Annotated in this window: 12 protein-coding genes; 7 read left to right on the forward strand and 5 right to left on the reverse strand. The window is 59.2% G+C overall.

Features of this window, described 5'->3' with window-relative positions:
* The first annotated feature begins 120 nt into the window (after positions 1–120).
* From ACR0NF_RS16135 to ACR0NF_RS16145, 3 genes are read left to right on the forward strand one after another with little or no spacing between them, the layout of a single operon-like run.
* Entirely contained in the window at positions 121–1,590 is a 1,470-nt protein-coding gene (locus ACR0NF_RS16135; RefSeq protein ID WP_480472424.1) for a DUF4153 domain-containing protein, read from the forward strand.
* Positions 1,568–2,245: a response regulator transcription factor gene (locus ACR0NF_RS16140; RefSeq protein ID WP_480472426.1), complete on the forward strand. Its 678-nt coding sequence runs from the start codon at positions 1,568–1,570 to the stop codon at positions 2,243–2,245. The genes ACR0NF_RS16135 and ACR0NF_RS16140 overlap by 23 nt, the downstream gene beginning before the upstream one ends.
* Positions 2,233–3,198 carry a sensor histidine kinase gene (locus ACR0NF_RS16145; RefSeq protein ID WP_480778579.1) on the forward strand — a complete coding sequence of 322 codons (966 nt, stop codon included), beginning with the start codon at positions 2,233–2,235 and terminating at the stop codon, positions 3,196–3,198. Before ACR0NF_RS16140 ends, ACR0NF_RS16145 begins: the two co-directional genes overlap by 13 nt.
* Positions 3,199–3,266: 68 nt before the next feature.
* Here ACR0NF_RS16145 and ACR0NF_RS16150 read toward each other — a convergent pair whose 3' ends face one another.
* Positions 3,267–4,085, reverse strand: coding sequence for a DUF2189 domain-containing protein (locus tag ACR0NF_RS16150; RefSeq protein ID WP_480472430.1), 819 nt, complete (start codon positions 4,083–4,085; stop codon positions 3,267–3,269).
* Between the two features lie 519 nt (positions 4,086–4,604).
* Here ACR0NF_RS16150 and ACR0NF_RS16155 point away from each other — a divergent pair.
* Genes ACR0NF_RS16155 through ACR0NF_RS16170 form a run of 4 tightly spaced genes read left to right on the forward strand, consistent with a single transcriptional unit; the run spans position 4,605 to position 10,151 of the window.
* Positions 4,605–6,698: a hydantoinase/oxoprolinase family protein gene (locus tag ACR0NF_RS16155; RefSeq protein WP_480778580.1), complete on the forward strand. Its 2,094-nt coding sequence runs from the start codon at positions 4,605–4,607 to the stop codon at positions 6,696–6,698.
* Positions 6,698–8,350, forward strand: a complete 1,653-nt coding sequence (locus ACR0NF_RS16160; RefSeq protein WP_480658890.1) for a hydantoinase B/oxoprolinase family protein — start codon at positions 6,698–6,700, stop codon at positions 8,348–8,350. Before ACR0NF_RS16155 ends, ACR0NF_RS16160 begins: the two co-directional genes overlap by 1 nt.
* On the forward strand, positions 8,347–9,414 hold the full coding sequence (locus ACR0NF_RS16165) for a pyridoxal phosphate-dependent aminotransferase (protein ID WP_480778581.1): 1,068 nt from the start codon (positions 8,347–8,349) through the stop codon (positions 9,412–9,414). Before ACR0NF_RS16160 ends, ACR0NF_RS16165 begins: the two co-directional genes overlap by 4 nt.
* On the forward strand, positions 9,411–10,151 hold the full coding sequence (locus tag ACR0NF_RS16170) for a maleate cis-trans isomerase family protein (RefSeq protein WP_480778582.1): 741 nt from the start codon (positions 9,411–9,413) through the stop codon (positions 10,149–10,151). Before ACR0NF_RS16165 ends, ACR0NF_RS16170 begins: the two co-directional genes overlap by 4 nt.
* A gap of 38 nt (positions 10,152–10,189) precedes the next feature.
* Here the strand turns inward: ACR0NF_RS16170 and ACR0NF_RS16175 are convergent, their stop codons facing one another.
* The 4 genes from ACR0NF_RS16175 to ACR0NF_RS16190 are packed head-to-tail and all read right to left on the reverse strand — an operon-like array spanning position 10,190 to position 14,374.
* A complete protein-coding gene (locus ACR0NF_RS16175; protein WP_480778583.1) occupies positions 10,190–11,737 on the reverse strand; it encodes a trimethylamine methyltransferase family protein in 1,548 nt (515 codons plus the stop codon).
* Position 11,738: 1 nt separating this feature from the next.
* A complete protein-coding gene (locus ACR0NF_RS16180; protein WP_480472442.1) occupies positions 11,739–12,704 on the reverse strand; it encodes a D-2-hydroxyacid dehydrogenase in 966 nt (321 codons plus the stop codon).
* Between the two features lie 36 nt (positions 12,705–12,740).
* Positions 12,741–13,004 carry a hypothetical protein gene (locus ACR0NF_RS16185; RefSeq protein WP_480472444.1) on the reverse strand — a complete coding sequence of 88 codons (264 nt, stop codon included), beginning with the start codon at positions 13,002–13,004 and terminating at the stop codon, positions 12,741–12,743.
* Positions 13,005–13,018: 14 nt separating this feature from the next.
* Entirely contained in the window at positions 13,019–14,374 is a 1,356-nt protein-coding gene (locus tag ACR0NF_RS16190; RefSeq protein ID WP_480472446.1) for an MmgE/PrpD family protein, read from the reverse strand.
* Positions 14,375–14,477: the final 103 nt, after the last annotated feature.

Consider the following 14,477-nt stretch of genomic DNA (forward strand, 5'->3'; position numbering starts at 1 on the left):
AGGGGAAGGGGGTTTCAGCCATAAACCCCGCTCTGCACGAAAACTGCACGAGTGCTGTGCGGTGATCTGCACCTAAGGCCACCAGACAAAGGCCGCACCATAACAAAAAGGAGCAGTGATATGGGACAGTTCATCGTGCGCGGAGTTCCCGCGTCGGTTTTGCAGGACAGCTGGTGGTTTGATGCGCCCGAGCAGAAAGGCAACAGGAGCGACGGCAGCTTGGGGCCGGGCAAACGCCACGCTGTTGGAGGTTTGGCAATTCTTGTCGCGTTGGCGGATGTATTGTTTCTGGATTATGCACCGGGGGTGTCGCTGGCCATATTCGCGCTGGCTGTGGCGGGCGTCGTATGGCTGCTTCTGGGCAGGCGCACCGGGCTGATCGGGCCTGCGGTTTTGTTGGTCCTGAGCGTTCTGCCGGTCGTGGAATATGTGCAGGCCCTATCGGTTGCTTTCCTGTTGGGCGGTTCGACTGTTGCGTTGTGTTGGGCTGTTTTGGGCCAATGGAGTGGCGCGTCTTATCGAAGATTTCTGTCGCAAGTCCCGTTTCTCGCCATCCGGCAGGCAATTGAAGCGATCCGGCATAGTCAGACGGTATCGCGTGCTGACGGAGCGATTTTGAGATTGCTGCGGGCTTGGGGTTTCCCGGTTGGCGGAGCTTTGATCCTGATCTCTCTCATGGTCTCGGCAAATCCGGTATTGTCAGATTGGCTTGATAGGCTGTGGCGCTTCGACCTCCGGTTTGACCGGGTTCTGTTCTGGCTCGGGGCTTCGATGGTGATCTGGCCGTTTCTGGCCGTGGCAATACAGCCCGGCTTGCTGGCCCCGCGTGTTGGACCTCAACGCAGCCGGTCTCTGCCCGGGTTTGGTTTGAATGCCGGGTCCGTCGCCAATGCGCTGATAACGTTCAATCTGCTCCTGGCGGTTCAAACGATCATGGATGTGGCGTTTCTTTGGGGAAATGCAGAGCTTCCCGAGGGTATGGGCCACGCGGAATATGCCCATCGCGGCGCTTATCCCCTGCTGGCGACCGCATTGTTGGCTGGAGCCTTCGCATTGGCCGCCCGCCCGTTTCTAGCTGAGCGGCAGGGTCTGACCCGTTGGATGATGCTGTGGTTAGGTCAGAACGTGTTGCTGGTGATCTCGTCCCTCATGCGCTTATCCCTCTATGTCGAGGCTTACGGGCTGACCTATCTGCGGGTACATGCAGCGATCTGGATGGCATTGGTGGCCGCCGGGCTGTGTTTGACTGGCTGGCAAATCTTGCGGGGCAAATCGAACCGATGGCTGCTGGTGCGATCCGCCGGGTTGGGGTTCGGTGTGCTCTATGCCTGCTGTTTCGTGAACTTTGCAGCGCTGATCGCGCGCGAGAACCTGAACCATCCGCAGCGTTACGACGCATATTATGTCTGTCGGCTTGGCCCAATGGCCGCCGCAGAGCTCGCGCGCTCTCCGCGCCCAACAGGCTGTTCCGCATGGACCCCACAGATCACCAATTGGCGGGAATGGGGGTTTCGCGCGGATCGAGTGATCCGTAATCTGACCACCGAAGCGAAGCCGGAGGCATCTGATGAAAATCCTCGTCGTGGATGACGACCCGCGCCTGCGCGAGCTGGTCTCGATTACGCTGGAACGCGCGGGCTATCAGGTTGTCACCGCCCGCGACGGGCAAATGGCGCTGACCCATGCCATGCGCGAAGCCCCCGATCTGGTGGTGCTGGATGTCGGGTTGCCCGAGTTGGATGGCCTTGAGGTCTGTCGCAAGCTACGCGCGCGCTCAGAAGTGCCGATCCTGTTCCTGACGGCTCGCGATGATGAGGTTGATCGGATTCTGGGTCTCGAGCTTGGGGCGGATGACTACGTCACCAAACCCTTTAGTCCGCGCGAATTGGTGGCGCGGATCAAGGCGATCCTGAAACGCAGCACGACCCGAGGTGTGATGGCCATTCTGCGCCATGGTCCGGTCGAACTGGATGCTTCAGGTCATTCCGCCAAGCTCGATGGGGCACCGCTGACCCTGACCGCGACCGAGCTATCGATCCTGCGCCGCCTGATGCAAACGCCCGAGGCAATCGTCTCGCGCCCGCAATTGATTGATGCGATCTACGGTGCGGGCAGCGCGATTGCGGACCGAACGCTGGATAGCCATCTGCGCAACTTGCGCCGCAAACTGGGCGAAAACGGTTGGGCCAGCGCCATCGAAACCGTGCATGGCATCGGCCTACGGATGGGCGCATGGCCGAGCTGAGGCGCAAGTGGCGCCCATCGTTGGGCTTTGTGCTTGGCGGCGCACTGGCGGGAACGCTGGTTCTGTCGTTGCTGGGCCTCATCGCGTTGCGCTATCTTGGCCCCGAGGTCGGCTTTCGCAACGCGGCAGTCTTGTTGGCGGGCCTGATTGGACTGGCCACCGGCGTACTGGGATATCTGTTGGTGCGCTTGTTGCTTCGGCCGATTTCGGCATTAGCCGCCTATTCCGGGGCGGTCGAGCGTGGTCAACGCACGGACCCGCCTCGGCACTATGGCACGCAGGAACTGTCCCGTCTGGCCGGCTCGGTTCTCGGTATGGCTCAAACTCTGCAACGACGTGAAACCTCGATCCGCAGTTTCGCCGACCATGTCACGCATGAGCTGAAAACACCGGTAACCTCGATCCGCGCAGCGGCGGAGTTGCTGGAGGAGGCCAAGGGGCTAACGGATCAAGACCGTGCGTTGCTGCAACAGATTCTGGGTGCCAGCGATCAGATGCAAACCCAGCTCAGCGCCCTCAACCGTGTCGCTGCCGCACGGGCACCAGAGCATCACGGAACATGTACGCTGGCAGAGCTTGCAGAAGATCTGCGTGCACGTTTCCCGGACCTGCCCCTTCGGTTTGAAAGCGTTGACGAACGTCTGCCGCTGGCCGCATCAGGCCTGCAAGTGGTTTTACAGCAATTGTTGGACAATGCCTGCCGCCACGGGGCGGGTCAGGTGGTGCTCAGCGCGGCGCCGGGACAATTGATCGTACAGGATGATGGTCCGGGGATCTCCGAGGGCAACCGGGACCGGATTTTTGCGCCTTTCTTCACGACGGCTCGCGAACAAGGGGGCACAGGCATGGGTCTGGCAATCGCGGAAAATCTTCTGAGGGCACATGGCGCGCAGATCTCGTTGATACCTTCAGAGAGCGGAGCACGGTTTGAGATCGTGTTCGCGATGTCGTGAACAGAGATTTCGCGGCACGTATCGTACATAGCCCCGCAACCAGTTGTTATAGGTTGGGAATCTAGTGATCACACCTCTGCCGGTGACACAGCCCGCTGATAGAGATGCCATGTGGTGTGGCCGAGGATTGGCAGGGTGAAGATCAGGCCAAGAAATGCCGGAACCAACGACAACAGCATGGTGACCGAGATGATCGCCGCCCAGCTCAGCATGACCACGGGGCTCTCGGTGACGACGCGGATGGAAGTTAACATGGCGGATACGAAATTGGTTTCCCGGTCGAGCAGCATGGGCATGGCAACAACGGTCACCGAGAACAGGACAGCCGACAGAAAGGCACCGACACAGGTGCCGATCGCCAGAAAGGTCCAGCCCTGCGGTGTGAAGAATACGATGTTCAAAAACCCTTCAAAATCCGAGAAGGATGATTTCTGCAGGGTGATCGCCAGCCAAAGGCGGATCTGGTAGGTCCATACCCAGAAAATGAACAGCGTGACAAAGGCCATCCAGCCCATTTCACGCTTGCGTTGATTGGCCATGACAGTGAGGATTTCGGACCAGCCGAAACTCTCACCCTTCTGCAACCGACGGGACATTTCATAAAGCCCGGCGGCAGCGAATGGTGCCACCAGCGGAAAGCCTACCGCTGCAGGAATGATCATCCAGATCTTTCCGAGCCAGACCAGACACCACACAAACAGGATGCCGAAAACCGCATAGAACAGGCCGAAAAAACCACTCATCAAGGGGCGCGCGAGGAAGTCAGAAAAGCCATCCTTCAGCGATGCGGTGATATCATCCACCGTCAGCCTGTTGACTTCAGGCATGGCTTGCTGCTGCGGCGACAGATTGTCGGGTGGCGTGGGACCCGCGGTCTTGGATGTCATGATAGAGTCCTCCCAAAGCATGAAACCGTGCTGGGCTGTTCACGAGTAGGCGCAGCGGTGAAACAGGCATTCCTCCTCTACGTAAAAGTCTGCATCAGGTGAAACGCGAGGGCAAGGGAGGAGTATGGCAGCCAAGCGACGCTATCGCGGGGAGAGCGTGCTCGCTTGGGCGTCTCAACTATACGAAATGGGTTGATACGGTCTGGAGCATGGCGAACAGCGTTTATTCCAGGCCAAACCCCGGTCGATGATGGTTCGCGGGACAAGTTCCCGTAAATCTACAGGCTAGACCTGGTAGCCTATTCTGCCCGATAGCGAGAATTTTGTCGCTTGCAGGCCGCTTTGTCGCAAACTCGCTAGTAGCCAACGCGTCAGCACGCATTATGCCTGCATGACTTGTCAGATCATCCCCAGCTGCTTGGGCCGCCGTGCAACCGGTTGTGACCTTGTGCCGATGTGTTGGTAACCACCCGCAAGGGTGCTTTTGTTGCTTACACTCACAAGAACACGGGATGATACATGACGACTGCGCTGCGCCTGGCCATTGATATTGGCGGCACATTTACCGACACAGTTCTGGTTTCCGGTAACGAGACCATGTTGGCCTCGACCAAGACCCTGACTACTCATCAAAACCCTGCTGAAGGCGCTATGGAGGGCGCACTTCGTGTCATGGCGCAATCTGGCCGGTCTCTGGCTGAGGTGACTGGGTTCATCCATGGAACCACCCTGGCAACCAACGCGCTGATCGAACGGCGCGGGGCCGTTGTGGCGACCATCTGCACCGAAGGTTTTCGCGATATCCTCGATATCGGGTACGAGCGGCGGTATTCCCAATACGATATCAACTTGGAAAATCCGGACCTGCTGGTCCCGCGGGAACGATCCCTGACCATAAGTGAACGGATGTCTGTCGAGGGTGAGGTGCTGATCCCCCTTGATGAAACGCAGGTCGATGGCCTGCTTGCCGAGATTGATGCAAGCGGGGCCGAGGCCATCGCCATCTGTTTGATGCATGCTTATGCCAACCCTGCTCACGAACGGCGATTGCGAGAAATCCTGAGCGAGCATCGCCCCAATCTGACGATTTCGATTTCTTCTGATGTCAGTCCGGAAGCGCGCGAATTTGACAGGCTCTGCACCACCGTGGCCAACGCTTATATTCAGCCGTTGATGGAGAGTTATCTGGCCCGTTTTGTCGACCAGTTCGAGGCCGAAGGGATCACCTGTCCGATCCTGATGATGACTGCAGGTGGTGGCATGTGTACGGTCGAGACGGCTGCCCGGTTTCCCATCCGTTTGGTCGAATCCGGTCCGGCGGGTGGGGCCATTCTGGCCGCGCGCATCGCCGCACGGGCTGGTTTGGACGAGGTTCTGTCCTTTGATGTGGGGGGCACCACGGCGAAGCTCTGCCTGATCGACAACGCACGCCCGCAAACCTCGCGGTCATTCGAAATCGCGCGTGCCGCAAGGTTTATCAAGGGGTCGGGCATGCCCGTGCGCATCCCGGTGATCGAGATGATCGAGATCGGCGCTGGCGGTGGCTCGATCGCGGGTGTGGATCGCTTGGGCCGCCTGACCGTTGGCCCGAAATCGGCCGGGTCTGAACCGGGGCCAGTGGCGTTCATGCGCGGAGGCACCGATCCCACCGTGACCGATAGCGACATCACCCTCGGGTACATTGTGCCAGATACCTTCGCCGAGGGGCATATCCAACTCGATCCCGAAGGGTCCAAGGCTGCACTGACCCGTGTGATTGGTGAAAAGCTGAACCTTGATGCTGTGGGCTCCGCCGACGGAGTCAGCCGTATCGTGGACGAGAGCATGGCCAGCGCCGGGCGGATGCATGCAGTGGAAAGCGGCAAGGACCTTGGACCGCGCACGATGATCGCTTTTGGCGGCAACGGCCCTCTGCATGCCAGTCGGGTGGCACGCTCTGCCGGTGTGTCGCGCATCGTGGTCCCACCTAATCCGGGCGTCGGGTCTGCGGTGGGCTTCCTGTTTGCGCCGGTTTCGTTCGAGATCGTCCGCTCGCGCTATTCACTGCTGGACAGTATGGATATGGACGGCGTGAACCGTCTGTTCGACGTTATGATTGCGGAGGCAAAGGAAGTCGTGGCCCAAGGCGCAGGCGATGCGCCGACCGAGATCCAACGCACCGCCTTCATGCGTTACAACGGGCAGGGGCACGAGATCGAGATCACCCTCCCTGATCGGGCACTGTCGGTCGAGGATATCACCCCTCTGACCGCTGCATTCGAGAAAGAGTATCGCAAACAATTCTCGCGCCCCGTGCCGGGGATGAAGATTGAGATTCTGAACTGGGCGGTGCGCGTCGCCACCCCCGATAGCGCAGTGCCGCCGGTGCCGGGAACGCCTGATAGGTCGGTGTTCGTCGTGACTGAAACACGCCCCATCACTTGTGATGTCGATGGTAAAGCAAAAGACGCGGCTTTTGTGGCTCGTGCTGATCTGAAACCCGGCGATCACGTCTCGGGCCCTGCATTGATCCACGAACCACAAACCACCACGCTCGTATCCGCCGATTTCTCGGCACATATGGATGCCATCGGCAACCTTGTCCTTGTTCAAGACCAGAAAGGAGGCGCATGATGACTGCCGAACTTTCCACCGCCCGCCTGCAAGTGATGTGGAACCGCCTGTTGGCGGTGGTCGAAGAACAGGGTCAGACCCTGATCCGCGCTGCTTTCTCGCCCATCGTACGCGAATGCGGTGACATCTCTGCCGGGATATTTGACGTCAACGGCCGGATGTTGGCTCAGGCCGTGACTGGTACACCGGGCCATATCAATACGATGGCCGAAGCCGTGCTGCATCTGCGCGCGCGCTTTGCATTGCAGGACATGAAACCCGGCGACATCTATATGACCAATGACCCCTGGTTGGCGTCGGGGCATCTGAATGACTTCCTGCTGATGATGCCCGCCTTCAAGGATGGTAAAGTGGTTGGCTTCACCTCCTGCACCTCGCATCTGGTGGATTTGGGCGGTCTTGGTATGGGTCCCGAAGGTTCGGATATCTACGACGAAGGGCTGTTGATCCCGCCCTGCAAACTGGTCGAAGAAGGGGCGCCCAACGCGCTGCTGATGGACATCATCCGCGCCAACTCGCGCGAGCCGATCGCCAACGAGGGTGATATCTACGCCCTGATCGCTTGTTGTGAGGCCGGGGTGACCCGTCTGGTTGCGATGATGGACGAATTCGGGATCGATGATCTGGACACGCTGGGCAACTACATCATCGACACCTCGCGTAAGGGCGCGTTGGAGGCCATCGCCGAAGTGCCCGAGGGCGTTTACAAGAACGTTCTTCGCATGGATGGCTACGAGAACGAGTTGGAATTGCACGCCACTCTGACCGTCACCAAGGACGGGATGCATGTGGATTTCACCGGCACGTCGGGCTGTTCGAAAAAGGGCATCAACGTGCCGCTGAACTATGCCACGGCGTACACGGTCTTTGCCCTGCGCTGCATCGTCGGGCCGGATATTCCCAACAACGCGGGTTCGTTGGAACCATTTACCGTCGATGGCCCCAAAGGTTGCATCCTGAATGCGCAGCGCCCGGTGCCGGTGGCGATGCGTCATACGCTGGGGCAGGTGACCCCCGATCTGGTGTTGGGCTGTTTGCATCGGGCACTGCCGGATCAGGTTCCTGCCGAAGGTGCCTCGTGCATGTTCGACCTACCTATGCGCCATGCGCCCGAAGTCGCGGCAAATGGTGGGCGCGAGTTTGCAATCGAACCCGTGCACAACGGTGGCACTGGCGCGCGGCCCCATGCTGACGGGTTGTCGGCGACTGCTTATCCATCGGGGGTCTTCGGTTCTCAGGTCGAGATCACCGAAAGTGTGGCCCCTGTGATCATGTGGCGGCGCGAACTGCTGCCTGATTCCGGTGGTGCCGGTCAGTATCGCGGTGGATTGGGTCAGAGGATTGAGATGACCTCGTCCAACAATGCCCCGTTCATTGTGTTCCTTTCTGTCGAACGTCTGAAATTCCCGGCCCTTGGTCGCATGGGCGGACAACCCGGTGCGCCGGGGCGCATCCGGTTCCGCGATGGTGATAGCGACATCCCTGGCAAGGGCGAGTTGCGTGTGGAAGGTGATGACTATCTGATCTTCGATACGCCCGGCGGCGGCGGATTCGGCGATCCAGTCAAGAGAGATCCAGAGGCTCTGGCGCTGGATCTTAAGCGCGGATTGGTCACGGATGAAGGCGCGAAGGTCTATGGGGGTGCGTCATGATCCGGGCGGTTGATCATGTCCGGCAGATGGCTGCCTACGCCTTGGCTGATCTGGGCGGTCCGGACACCGTTTCTCTGGCCCAGAACGAAAGTGCCTTTCCGGTAAGCCCCGCAGCAATCGCGGCGGGGCAGTCGACACTGCAGCAGATGCCGCTCTATCCCGATCCCGACTGGCCCGAGCTTCGCACGGCGATTGCCGAAACGCATGATGTGACGGCTGAGCATATCCTGTGCGGGGCCGGGTCGATGGAACTGATCGGCTGCCTTATCCGCGCTTTTGCCGGGCCGGGTGACCGCGTGCTGGGCACGGATTACGGTTATGCCTATGTGGCCTCGGCGACGGCGCAGGTGCGGGCGGACTATGTGAAAGCGCACGAGGTGGGTCTGACCGTTTCGGTCGATGACATTCTGGCAGTTGTCGTACCCGAGACGCGGATCGTCTTCGTTTGCAACCCGGGAAATCCGACCGGTACTCTGATCCCGAATGCAGACATTATCCGTCTGCGCGATGCCCTGCCGGAAGATGTTTTGCTGGTGGTCGACCAAGCCTATGCCGAGTTCGCCGATCAGTCTCAGGACCCCGCCGAGATATTCGCGTTGGTGGATCGTGGAGATACTGTGGTCATGCGCACCTTCTCCAAGGCTTATGGACTGGCAGGCGCGCGCGCGGGTTGGGGTCTGTTCCCACCTGCGGTTGCGGATGAGGTGCGCAAGTTGCTGAACCCCAACAATGTCTCGACCCCGTCGCAAGCCATGGCCACGGCAGCGATGCGCGATCAGGCACATATGCGCGAAACGGTGGCGAAAACTGCTGCCATTCGGGATCGCTTTGCCGACGGGTGCCGGGCGCTGGGGCTGTCTGTTGCACCCAGCCATACCAATTTCGTATTGATCCGATTTGCAGATGTTGAAACCGCGCAAAGGGCGGACGCTGCCCTGCGGGCCGAAGGGCTGCTGATGCGCGGCATGGGGGGCTATGGTCTGGGTGATTGTTTGCGCGCCACGATATGCGAGCAGGACATCATGGACCGCTGTCTGGCCGTTCTGAAAGAGGTGACGTCATGACACATGAGACCCGCACACGGGCTAAGATCGGCGTGTTGGTGCCCTTCACCAACACCAATCTCGAAGCGGATATGATGCTGATGCGTTGCCCGGATACAACGGTGCATTTCCAGCGCATGGGTGGATATGACGTGGACGAGATCCCCGGCTCGGATCAGATGGCTGGCCTTGGGGCATCTGATATCAGCCATGACCTGAAGATGATCTCGGGCGTGCGGCCCGATGTGGTGCTGTATGGTTGTACCTCTGCGACGCTGACCCATGGTCCGTCGTTCGACGAGCAACTGGCACAAGACATCAAGGCCGGATCGGGCGCGCTGTCGTTCACGGCGGCTGGGGCTTTGGTGGACGCCATCAAGACGCTGGGTGTGACCAAGGTTGGCTTTTCTTCGCCTTATCTTGGCGAGATAAACATGCAAGCGGTGGACTTTCTGGCTCAAAACCAGATCACAACGGTTAAATGCGCCGATATTGGCCGCGAGCTGGGAAACTATGGTCAGGGTGAGCTGACCCCTGACGAGGTGTTCGATCTGGCCTGTCAGGCCGACCACCCCGAGGCCGAGGCCATTGTACTCAGTTGCACCGATATGCGTGCCGTCGAAGCCGTCGACCGGATTGAGGCGACATTGAACAAACCGGTTGTGACCTCGAACCAAGCGATGATGTTTGCGTTGATGCGAGCCTTGGACTTGCCTCGGCAGGGTAATGTGCCGGGGCGTTTGTTCGACCTTCTGTAAACAAAGGCCGGGCTGATGACCCGGCCTTTTTTTTGTTCCTACGGTTCGTCCCCGCCAATCTCTTCTTTGCGCTTGGCGATATAGGCGTCCAACTCCTCGCGGATCGCGGGGTCCATCACGGGTTCTTCATACTCCCGCAGCGCTTGTTGCCAGATTTCGGTTGCCCGGTTCAGTGCAGTTTTTGATCCTGCGGCCTCCCACGCGCCGTGGTTTTGCCAGTCGGACAGCATCGGAGCGTAGAACGCGGTCTCGTAACGCTCCATCGTGTGTTCGGTGCCGAAGAAATGGCCGCCGGTAGGCACGTCTTTGATCGCATCAAATCCAAGCTCGCTTTCGTCGAATTTCAGCGGCTTCAGATACTCGATCATGTTCTGCAGGATTTCCACATCCATAACGAGTTTCTCATAGGATGCGGTCAGTCCACCTTCGAGCCATCCGGCCGCGTGATAGACCAGATTTGCCCCGCCCAGAACGGCACCCCATGTGGCCATCATCGTCTCATACGCTGCCTGCAGATCAACCACGTTCGAGGCGTTGGCGTTCGAGGTCCGGTACGGAATGCCATATCGCCGCGTTAGCTGGCCGCTGATCATGTTGGCCTTGGTGTTTTCCGGTGTACCGAAGGCAGGCGCACCCGAGCGCATGTCTACATTCGAGGTAAAAGCCCCATACATCACCGGCGTGCCGGGATTGACCAGCTGGGTCAGGGTGACGCCAAACAGCGCCTCAGCATTCTGTTGCGCCAGCGCGGCGGGAAGGGTGACCGGGGTCATTGCCCCCATCAAAGTGAACGGTGTGATCGTAACCGGTTGGCCATGCTCGGCCATGGCGATCAAACCGTCACCCATCGCGTCGTCGAACAGGCGCGGAGAGTTGACCGAGATGATCGTAATGAGTCCCGGATCGGTACGCATCTCTTCCAGCGTCATGCCGCGTGCTATCGCCATCATGTTGATGCCGTCAATTGCACGGCCCCGTCCAATCGCCGTGGAGTGAAAGCTGAGGTCGCTATAGCTCAGGTTGGCGTCATAGGTGTCCAGATGCCGGTTGTTGGCGGGCATCTCAAGCGGTGCGGTCACCTGATTGCCGATCAGGTGGATGGCGTTGAAGTGATGGGCCAGTCTGATGAAGTTGCAGTAATCTTCATAGTTGCCCGGCCGCCGACCGTTGACGCAGTCATGTACATTCGGCGGGCCCGCGACGAGGCCGAAATTGACATGGTTGCCTCCCATCGTGATACGCTTATCCGGGTTACGGCCTGTCAGCGTAAAGGTTTCGGGGGCGGTTTTCAGCGCCTCGGTAACGATGCTTTCGTCAATGCGGATGGTCTTGGTATCACGGTCCACCAATGCTCCGGCCTTCTCGAACAGGTCCATCACATTGTCGCCCATAACGCGAATTCCGGCCTCGGACAGGATACGCATCGAGGTCGCGTGCAGCTGATCCAACTGCTCTTCGCTCAGCAGTTCCATTTTGGGGGGTGTGTTGACTACATTTTGCCAGGGCAGCTGCTGGATGCTTGCACTGCTGCGATCACTTTTGCCCCGCCGACCACCGCAACGGGCGCTGCGTCTTTCTCGTGCCATGTCAGTATCCTCGTTTCGGGTTGACGATATTTGTCAGCGCTTCGCCCTTGCGATATCGCCAGAGGTTGTCTGAAAACATCTCAACGGATTTGAGATCCCAGCCCTCGTAAACCGATGAGCAATGCGGGGTAATGATCACGTTACTGAACCCCCACAGCACATGCTCTGCAGGCAGAGGTTCGATGGCGAAGACATCCAGAGCAGCCCCTTTCAAGGCGCCGGTCTCCAACGCGTGGACCAGTGGAGCCTCGTCAATCACGCCCCCGCGTGAGACGTCAATGATCACCGCGCTGGGTTTCATCCTGGCGAAAGCACAGGCGTTGACCAGACCCTTGGTGCTGTCCAGTAATGGCACGCAGGCAACGATAAAATCGGCCCGCGGCCAAAGGTCGGGCAGGGCGTCCATGCCATGCACCTCGTCAACATTCAGAGTATCTTTGGGATGCGCACGCACGCCGATCGTGGAAAAACCCATCGCTTTGCACCGGGCTGCGACGGCCATACCGGTTTGACCAAGGCCCAGGATCAACACGGTCTTACCGTCGATCGGTTCGACCTTGCCCGGAATCCAGTCCCGTCGTGCTTGAGCGTCTCGGAACCCGGGAATGTCCAGCGAGAAATGGAGCATTGCCCCCAACGCATATTGCGCCATCATATCCGCTGCGACGCCTGCGGCGTTGGTCACGGTGAACGTCTCTGTATCCCACGGGTTCATATGATCCGTTCCTGATCCACCCACCGAGACCCATCTTACGCTGGGGGCATCAATCAACGCCTGACGGGGGAAGTCGGGCGTGCCCGCGAAGCGGACGGAATAGACCACCTCGGCTTGCGTATCCGCGATCATTTGGGGCAGAGCCTCGTAGCTGTCGCAGGTGTGGATTTCCAGATCCGGATGCTGTTGGGTGAGCACGGCCTTTGATGCCTCGGGGTTGTCTGTGTGCAGAATGGTAACGGGGGATTTCACAACGCGACCTCTTTGTTGAATTCCTGAGCAGCGGTTTCAGTCGTCTGGGTGAAAAGCAGTGGATGAGATGTCGACGAAGATGCAGAACCTGTCCTGTCCCTGATGCTCAGAGCGCCATGAGGTCGCTTCAACACGGCCGACGCGGATCTGGGCGATCTGGCTTTGGGCATAGGCCAGATTGTGGATGCCACCACTGTTGATCAAGGCATCATGGCTGGGCTTCAGATCGAGCGTGGCCGGGATATCTTCGGTCTCTGGGTACGTGTCCGACAGCGTGTATTTCAACAGACTCAAAGGCATTGCATTGGTTCCGCTTACGCCCTGTCAGGCGCGTCGTAGATCAATGCGCCCAGATCCGAGAACTTTGAGGTCGGATCGGTCAGCCCCAGCACCGCCTCACGAATGGCGGCAGCCCGGGCCTCGCCCAGCGATGGTGCGGCAAATTCCATGTACTTGCCGATAACCTCGTCTCGATCCATCGGAGCTTCGGGACCGCCGCGGGCATGTACATCGCCCGAGTCCAGCTGACCTCCGTCTTTCAGCACGATGCTGACATCGGCGAAGCGGCTTTTGGGAAAACGGTCCGAATGGCGCGCCGTCTCGGCTATGGAAATGCGATCAACAATCGAGGCCACCAGCGGGTCCGAGAGGCCAGCTCCGGTGATATGTTCGACCCCGATACGCCCGTGGGCGACCATCGTGGCGACCGCAAAGGGTAGGGAATATTGTGCTTTTGAGGTGTCGTCGGGCATGCCCTGGAACAGACAGGCGCTTTCATGGAACGTGTTGACCTGAATGGACGCGATGTCGTGGTGGCTCAGGTCGTGTTCGCGCATCAATGCGCGCGTTGCATCAATGGCAGCATGTGCCCAGCGACAGATCGGATAGGGTTTTACGTACTGACGCTCCATCTGCCAGAACTGACCAAGGTCCTGCCAATGCGGGGCGACATCGTCAGCTTCGATGGTGATTGCAGGCGCTCCGGTGAAACCTTTCTCGGCCAAAATGGCCGAAGATACGCCCACCAGCGCGCCCCAGCCTGAGCCATCATGCAGCATGGTTGGATTGGCGATCTCGCGCATCATCTGGCTGCGGGGGCCGTGATATTCTGCAATGCCCATTGCTTGACGCATCTGATTTGCATCAAGGCCGCGCATCCGTGCGGCAAGCGCAACAACCCCCAAGGCGTTCCACGCTCCCGAAGTATGATAATCGCTTACAGTATCGTGCAGAGCGATGCCCGCACGTCCGGCGATTTCATAGCCGATGGTGACTGCGGCCAGTGCTTCGGGACCCGAGAAATCATCGACCGTCTCGGCAAGCGCCATCAGAGCGGGGACGATCACAACGCCGATATGCCCCTTGGTAGGATTGTACCCGTCATGCCCATCCAGATTGTCTGTCTGGGTGGCCGCGGCATAGGCTGCACCGGCCACGCTGACACGGCGGCCGTCGAAAACCATTCGCGCGCCAAGTGCGTCTTCGCCCGCACCATAGAGTGCCCGAGCCGTATCCCGGGCAATTGTTCCGGCGGCCATGGGACCAGACCCGATTGTGATGCCCAGCGTGTCCAGCAGCATGAGCGCTGCCGCTTGCAGTGTTGTATCGGGGAAATCCTCGACCTTGCTGGCAAGGGTAAAACTTGCAACCTTATCAAAAGTGTCCGTCACGGCTTGCCTGCATGCGTTGAGGTTTGGAATTCGGATGTCTCTGGCCAATTTAGACCTCTTTTCGGTATGCGGCACGAAAACAAACTGCGGGCTATGGCACCGG

This window comes from Ruegeria sp. CF4 (assembly GCF_056537345.1).

What these genes read in the sequence shown, in the direction of transcription:
- ACR0NF_RS16135 (WP_480472424.1), top strand. Translation starts at nt 121, where the DNA reads ATGGGACAGTTCATCGTGCGCGGAGTTCCCGCGTCGGTTTTGCAGGAC.
- ACR0NF_RS16140 (WP_480472426.1), top strand. Translation starts at nt 1,568, where the DNA reads ATGAAAATCCTCGTCGTGGATGACGACCCGCGCCTGCGCGAGCTGGTC.
- ACR0NF_RS16145 (WP_480778579.1), top strand. Translation starts at nt 2,233, where the DNA reads ATGGCCGAGCTGAGGCGCAAGTGGCGCCCATCGTTGGGCTTTGTGCTT.
- ACR0NF_RS16150 (WP_480472430.1), bottom strand. Translation starts at nt 4,085, where the DNA reads ATGACATCCAAGACCGCGGGTCCCACGCCACCCGACAATCTGTCGCCG.
- ACR0NF_RS16155 (WP_480778580.1), top strand. Translation starts at nt 4,605, where the DNA reads ATGACGACTGCGCTGCGCCTGGCCATTGATATTGGCGGCACATTTACC.
- ACR0NF_RS16160 (WP_480658890.1), top strand. Translation starts at nt 6,698, where the DNA reads ATGACTGCCGAACTTTCCACCGCCCGCCTGCAAGTGATGTGGAACCGC.
- ACR0NF_RS16165 (WP_480778581.1), top strand. Translation starts at nt 8,347, where the DNA reads ATGATCCGGGCGGTTGATCATGTCCGGCAGATGGCTGCCTACGCCTTG.
- ACR0NF_RS16170 (WP_480778582.1), top strand. Translation starts at nt 9,411, where the DNA reads ATGACACATGAGACCCGCACACGGGCTAAGATCGGCGTGTTGGTGCCC.
- ACR0NF_RS16175 (WP_480778583.1), bottom strand. Translation starts at nt 11,737, where the DNA reads ATGGCACGAGAAAGACGCAGCGCCCGTTGCGGTGGTCGGCGGGGCAAA.
- ACR0NF_RS16185 (WP_480472444.1), bottom strand. Translation starts at nt 13,004, where the DNA reads ATGCCTTTGAGTCTGTTGAAATACACGCTGTCGGACACGTACCCAGAG.